General features: G+C 67.0%; 5 protein-coding genes. 1 reads left to right on the forward strand and 4 read right to left on the reverse strand.

Going from position 1 to position 6140, the window contains the following annotated elements:
* Nucleotides 1-180 precede the first annotated feature (180 nt).
* The 4 genes from H7I87_RS22440 to macS form a co-directional block, all read right to left on the reverse strand.
* Nucleotides 181-1482: an acyltransferase family protein gene (locus tag H7I87_RS22440; RefSeq protein WP_372512279.1), complete on the reverse strand. Its 1302-nt coding sequence runs from the start codon at nt 1480-1482 to the stop codon at nt 181-183.
* A gap of 122 nt (nt 1483-1604) precedes the next feature.
* Nucleotides 1605-3509: a DUF2339 domain-containing protein gene (locus H7I87_RS22445; RefSeq protein ID WP_218103694.1), complete on the reverse strand. Its 1905-nt coding sequence runs from the start codon at nt 3507-3509 to the stop codon at nt 1605-1607.
* Between the two features lie 48 nt (nt 3510-3557).
* Complete coding sequence (locus tag H7I87_RS22450) at nt 3558-4226, reverse strand: response regulator (RefSeq protein WP_083071848.1); 669 nt, start codon at nt 4224-4226, stop codon at nt 3558-3560.
* On the reverse strand, nt 4219-5406 hold the full coding sequence (macS, locus tag H7I87_RS22455) for a MacS family sensor histidine kinase (protein ID WP_083071850.1): 1188 nt from the start codon (nt 5404-5406) through the stop codon (nt 4219-4221). The genes H7I87_RS22450 and macS overlap by 8 nt, the downstream gene beginning before the upstream one ends.
* Before the next feature lie 35 nt (nt 5407-5441).
* On the opposite strand from macS, the gene H7I87_RS22460 reads away from it, so the two are divergent.
* A complete protein-coding gene (locus H7I87_RS22460; RefSeq protein ID WP_083071849.1) occupies nt 5442-6008 on the forward strand; it encodes a hypothetical protein in 567 nt (188 codons plus the stop codon).
* Nucleotides 6009-6140 lie beyond the last annotated feature (132 nt).

Here is a 6140-nt window from a genome sequence, read left to right on the forward strand (position 1 = left end):
TGTCTATAACCGACGCCGACGCCATTCAGCCCTCGATATGATGGCCCCGGTCGACTTCGAAGACCGACTCACTCAGACGGCAAAAGCCGCCTGACCCTGTGTCCACTAAACGGGGTCAAGCCCAACACCACAGGTACGTCGGCTGAGTTGGGTCATCGCGCACCGCCATGTTTCGTTGTGTTAGACCAGGTGCGGGGTCCGAGGTTTTTCTGGGCTGGCCAGGGCTCGGGCGGCCACGAGTGCGGCCACCATCGCGGCCACATAGATGAGTCCGTCATCTTTGAGACCCCATTTGATGGCGGCAAGTGTCGCCACGCCCGCGAGCATGAGTAGCCCGCCGACGGCCGTGCTGCGCCGGCCCCCGGTGTGCGTGATTGGGTCGTCCCAGCCGGGTAGCGGGTTGTTCTCCAGGGGCCGGAGAGCCACGAACAGCACTGCCATCACGGTGGTCATGATCAGCACTTGCGCGATGCTTACGGTGACGAAGTGCTGTTGGCTGGGGTAGCGCGGATTGCCGCTGTAATCGAAGAGCAGGTGCATGAACAGCAGCACGGGCATGTGCCACAGGTAGAGGGTCATCGCTCCGGAGTTGCCGATTACGGTCCACCACCACACCCGGGGTCGCTGCGCCCACCTGCCGATTGCTGGCGCGGCGCAGATGGCTAGGGTGCTCAAGATGATGGCGTGACCGGCCAGCAGCAGCGACGGCGGGCTCGTGTTGGACAGGTGGTGGTCTCCGGTGCCGACCATGCTCAGTTCATAGGGCCCCCAATGCATCAACGCGATGTTGACCGCCAGCAGCGCTGCGGCCGTGGCGAGGGCGGCGCTGCGGGTTAGCAGCTGGCGGCGGTAGGCGACGCCGAACATGGCCGGGATCAACCAGACCGCGAGGTTGAGATATCCGAGCGGCGCGGCGGCGGGCCAGTTGACCCGCATCGTGTCGATGATCGCGATGGCCCCGTAGACCAGTGCCACACCCGCTGCGAGCCGGGCGGTGGTGGTGATCCGGTACAGCAGTGGCATGGCGGCCAGCACCAGCACGTAGGCGCCGAGGAACCACAGCGCCTGAATAGAGACGCCGGCGACTGGGTCGTAGACGTGTTGGGGCAGCAGCCGATGCAGCACGGCTAGTGCGCACGCCCAGAATCCGAGGTAGTAGAACACCGGCCGAAATAGCCTGGTGCAGCGTTTCATCAGCCATCCGCCCCAGTTGGTGCCGGGTTGCCAGGACGTCAGGCACGCCGCGGTGCCAGCAAAGAAGAACAGGGGCATGATCTGGAAAATCCAGGTGAGGGCCTGGAACACAGTCGAGGTGGTGAGCAGGTTGTCCCAGATCAGCACGTTGTTGCGGATGAGGCTGGTTGCCATCACCGTGTGGCCGAACACCACGCCGGCTAAGGCTGTGATGCGGATGACGTCGATGGCGCGGTCGCGATCGGCCGGGGTGCGGGCGGCGAGCTCGGTGGGGTCGGGGACGCCCATCACAGTTGTCATCGGGCGGTTGCCTTTCTATGCGGTGACGTGAAAGTGGTTGCAGGCCAAGCCGTGATACGGCGCGGTTGTGTCGTGGCAGCGCTGCCACTTGGTTAGGGGCCGGCGGCGGGTTAGGCCTGCCGGTTGCGGTCGTGCTGGGCGAGGTTGCGCGCGTAGCCGGCGCCCATGCCCAGCAGGACGAGGCCCACGACGATGAATGCGGCTACCCGGAAGATGCCGTCCAGGGTGCTCAGGTCGAAGAGGAAAAGCTTCGCGGTGGCCGCAGCGGTGAGCGCCAACCCGCCGGTGATCGCAACCGTGCGGCGTTCACCGTTGGGTTGCCGCTGGGCGTAGACGAACAGCGCGGCCGCCATCGTGATCCAGCAGATGGTGGCGGCCATGTGGCCAGCCAGGAACCCGCCGTCGGCGCCGCCGACGAGGACACCTGCCGTGACCGTGAACGTGGTGACGGCGTAGACGACCACTGCTCCCCCACCTGCGCGCAGCATCCGCGCGATGTCGGGGTTGCGGGACTGCAAGCCGGCCCACGCCCGCGCAATGGTGATCACGCTTGCGATGACGAGCGGGCTGGCCGCGAGCGTGGCCACCGTGATCGGCGCCGGCATCACCGTCGCGGTCAAAAGTGCACTGGGCGGCGCATAGCCTAGGAACAAGGCGCCGCCGACGGCGCCGAATCCTGTTGCTGCCCAGCGTGCGACGACGTCACGGCGGCCGGCGACGGCGACGACGATCGCCAGCGCGAGCAGGACCGGGCCCGCCACGTAGCCGGCGAACGCGGCGTTGACGGCGATCAGCGCTGACACCGCAGAAAGCGCCGACCACACTTGGACGACGATCCGGGGCAATTCGGCGCCGAGGAGCACGACCGCGAGGACGCCTGCCGCGAGGGTGCCGGCCAAGATTGCGGCCAGCCAATGATCGACCGCGATCCCGGCAGCCAGTACGGGTAGCGTTCCGGCGGCTGTCAGCACGGCCAGGGCGGCCGGGTTCGTGGTGGCGGGCAGCAGTGCCAGTCCGCTGACGATGGCCAGGATCGCGGCCGCGCCGCAGGCGCCGCCGAGCAGCCACGGGTTGTCGTGCGCGCTGGTGCTCACCAGCGCCGCCAGCAGCGGCAGGGCCGCCGCAGCCATGCGGGCGGCGTGCATCCCGATCCAATCTTTGCCGAGTTGCACCGGCAGCGACGCCGCGGAGAGGGCAAGCATGAAGGCGATGAGCAGCAGGTCGACGCCGCCGGTGATGACAGGGGCCAGGACGATCATGGGGACCAGCACCAGAAGTGCGAGGTGTTCGGAATCCCAGCGCCGGGCCAAGGTGAGGCCCGCGCCGCCCACGATGGCGGCGATGATCAGCCCGAGAGGCGCCGACACCCACCGGTAGATGGTGGTGACGGCGATGACGTCCAGGTACGCCGCGGCAATACCGGTGGCGGCCAGCGCGATTGCGCCGATGCGCCCGCCCGGCCGGTTCTGGAGTCGGTTCGCCACAGCAAGCAGTGCGAGTGACAGGGCGCCGCCACCGGCGACCCGGATCTGTGGCCTAAGCAGGCCGGCTTTTGCTGCCAGTACCAGCAGGAGCACTACTCCGACCAGCGTCACCGCCACCCCCGCGACAGCGAGCAGCTTGCCGATCCAGCCGGAGTCTCCCGCCGAGGCGGCAACCGTCGGCGCCGCCGCCGCCGGCGCCGGTGTTCGGCGAGGCGACGGGGGCGCGGCGGCGGGTGGCGGCCCGGCGGGCGGTGGGGCGGCGGGCGACGGCGGTGGGGGCGGCGGCGCCACAGATGCGCCAGCCGGGAAGGGAGTCGACCACTGCCATGCCGGCGCCGGCGCCGGCCACGCCGGGGGTACTGCCGCCGGGACCGGGGCCGGCGGCGCGGCAGCGCCTGTTCCCTGTGCTGCCGCGGTTGTGATCAGGCGGTCCAGCTCAGTCAGATCGCCCGAGATTCGAGACACCTGGCGAGCCAGCACGTCAAATTCTTCGGAAAGCCGGCTGATGACAGCACTGTGCGCTTCAGTCATGCCTGCCACGATGGCGGGCGGCACACCAAAATGGATGAGTAGGACTACTTAATTCCGGGGTTCCTCGTCGAGGCCGTGCTCGATGGCGTAGCGGGTCAACTCCACCCGGTTAGCGATCTGAAGCTTACGGAACGTCGCCTGCACGTGGTTTTCGACGGTGCGGTGACTCAACGACAACTTCGCGGCGATCTGCTTGGAAGACAACCCTTTCGCAACGTAACGCAGCACCTCGGTTTCCCGCTCAGTGAGGCTGGGCGTGGCGGGCCCCGCCTCCGGGCTCCGGGCTATGCGCCGGTACTCCCCCAACACGAGCCCAGCCAGACCGGGAGTGAACACGGCGCGCCCCGCAGCGGTAGCACGCACCGCCTCAGCCAGTTCGGATTTCGACGCGCTTTTGACCAGGTATCCGGTCGCGCCCGCCTTGACGGCCTGCAGCACATCGTCGTGTTCATCGGAGGCCGACAGCACCAGAATCCGTGAGTTCGGCGATACCTCGAGCACCTCCGTCGTTGCCTGCGCGCCATCGCCGTCTGCGAGCCTCATGTCCATCAGCACCACCTCGGGCTTGACCACCGCGGCGCGCCGTCGCGCCGCGCTCACGCCGTCGGCGGTGGCGACGACGGTGAACCCATCGTCGGCGAGGTCGCGGGCAACGGCGTCGCACCAGATCGGATGGTCGTCGACGACCATCACGGTCAGTGCCGGCTGGTCAGCCATGCGAGTCCCCGCGCCGGGGAACGGTGAGTTCCCATTCGGTGCCGTCACCGACGTCGGTGTGTAGTTGTGCGCTACCGCCCAGCGCCGCGAGGCGTCCGACAATGGACTTTGAGATCCCGACGTGCCCTTGTTGGGCTGCCTCCTCAAGGCGGCCGTCGGCGATACCAACGCCGTCGTCGCGGACACTGATCGTCACGGCATCTCCCAGGTCTTCCAAAAGCACGAATGCTCGAGCGTGCGGTCCCGCATGCGAGCGGACGTTGTCCAATGCATTGCCGACCGCCGCGTCGAGCTCGTCGGCGACGTGCCGGTCCAGGGTCACCGGGGTCGCCGGCAGGCTGATCGACACCCGGTCGTCGTGCCTGCGGGTCAGCAGCGTACGCATGTCGGTAGTCGACGCATCGCCGGGCGTGGTGAAGTCTGCGGAGCTCACCAGGCGGCGCAGCGCCCGTTCTTGTTCGCCGGCCAGGTCTGCCAGATCGGATGCGGCGCCACCGATTTCGTGACCGCGCTTGGCCACCAACGCCAGCACCTGGATAACGCCGTCGTGGACGTGGCGCGAAAGGCGTTCGCGTTCGGCCACCGTGGCGGACAGCCGGCTCGCTTCCTGTAGTTCTTCGTGGGCGCGCCGAGCAGTCGTTGCGGCCATGCCGATGGCCAAGCCCAGCGCTATCTCGATGATGAGGGTGGCGTTGTGGCTCATGTTGAGACTGAAGTAGTTCTTGACGGCGAAATTTGTGGCCATCACTGTCAACCCGGTCGCCATCCCACCAGCGGGACCAAACTGCAGCGCCGCCGAGATCGTTGGGTTGGTGGCCCACAAGGTAGTGGGCCAGGTCTGGTTGTCGGCGGCCCACTGAGAGGTGGTGACAATCTTGTTGGACCACATCAACGCGACGACGATCACGACTTCGGCGATCACCCACAACGGTCGCCGACCGAACCCCCGCAGATAGGCGATTGCGCAGGCCACACTCCAGCAGACCAACACCGCGAACAGCAGCCACGTCAGCCCGGGCCGGCGCAGATCAGAGTTGACTGCGATCTGAAACCCCAACGCGTAAAGGCAACTCAGCAAGCGAAACACTTGCGCCGCACGCCACAGCGGCGCCGTCGCATCAGACCTGCCCAACGATCGCACGGGCTCAGGATAGGGCGGCGCCAGGCGGACGACCGGCATCGCCACCACAGCACACCACGGCATACTGGTGCCTTGTGATGATTCGGTTCACGCTGCAGCCTTTCTGGGTGCGGTTGCTCATTTCGGCGCCCATCCTCGCAGTGTTCTGGGGTGCCGGCATCAGCCTTTCAAGCTCTCCGAGCCCCAGCGTCTTGCACAGCGTTGTCTTTGCCGTGTTCGTTGGTGTTGCCTTGGCGGCGTGGATCACCTACAGCCGTGAGCCCGCACACCGGGCGCTCGTCGAGGCCGTGGCAAGTGTTGACAAAACCGGCCGCGGCCAGGCCATCGCCGCTGTCGTTCGTGGCGATGTGCCAAGCGATCCAGAGCTGCGATCCGTTGCGATCCGGCTGGGCTCGGCATACCTGGGCGGCAAATCCGCTGACCAACTGAAGCGCCAAGAACGACAGACCTGGATGGTCTTGGTGTTCCTTGGTCTGTTATGCGTCGCGGGTGTGGTGGTCGAATCCAGCGTGCACGCGCGCCTCTATTTTGTGGCGCTGGCATTGATATCGGCGGTGGTGCTGCCCCTCGGGCTGCTGCGCGCTCGACGAATTCAGCGCAACATCTCCACGCTCGCTGAGGGCCTCCCGGACGCGGCCTGAACTCCCGGCGGCGGGGAGCGTCCCGGGGAGTGGTGTAAGTGATGGCGGCGTGTCGGTCCCTGACGTAAGAGGGCCATCGCGTGAGTCTCTGTGGTGAAACGACCAAGAATCACTACCGAGAGGAACATCGCG

This window comes from Mycobacterium timonense, assembly GCF_025821985.1.
GTDB classification, from domain to species: domain Bacteria; phylum Actinomycetota; class Actinomycetes; order Mycobacteriales; family Mycobacteriaceae; genus Mycobacterium; species Mycobacterium avium.

Coding starts and splice junctions, on each gene's coding strand:
- H7I87_RS22440 (WP_372512279.1), bottom strand. CDS start 1,482: ATGGGCGTCCCCGACCCCACCGAGCTCGCCGCCCGCACCCCGGCCGAT.
- H7I87_RS22445 (WP_218103694.1), bottom strand. CDS start 3,509: ATGACTGAAGCGCACAGTGCTGTCATCAGCCGGCTTTCCGAAGAATTT.
- H7I87_RS22450 (WP_083071848.1), bottom strand. CDS start 4,226: ATGGCTGACCAGCCGGCACTGACCGTGATGGTCGTCGACGACCATCCG.
- macS (WP_083071850.1), bottom strand. CDS start 5,406: ATGCCGGTCGTCCGCCTGGCGCCGCCCTATCCTGAGCCCGTGCGATCG.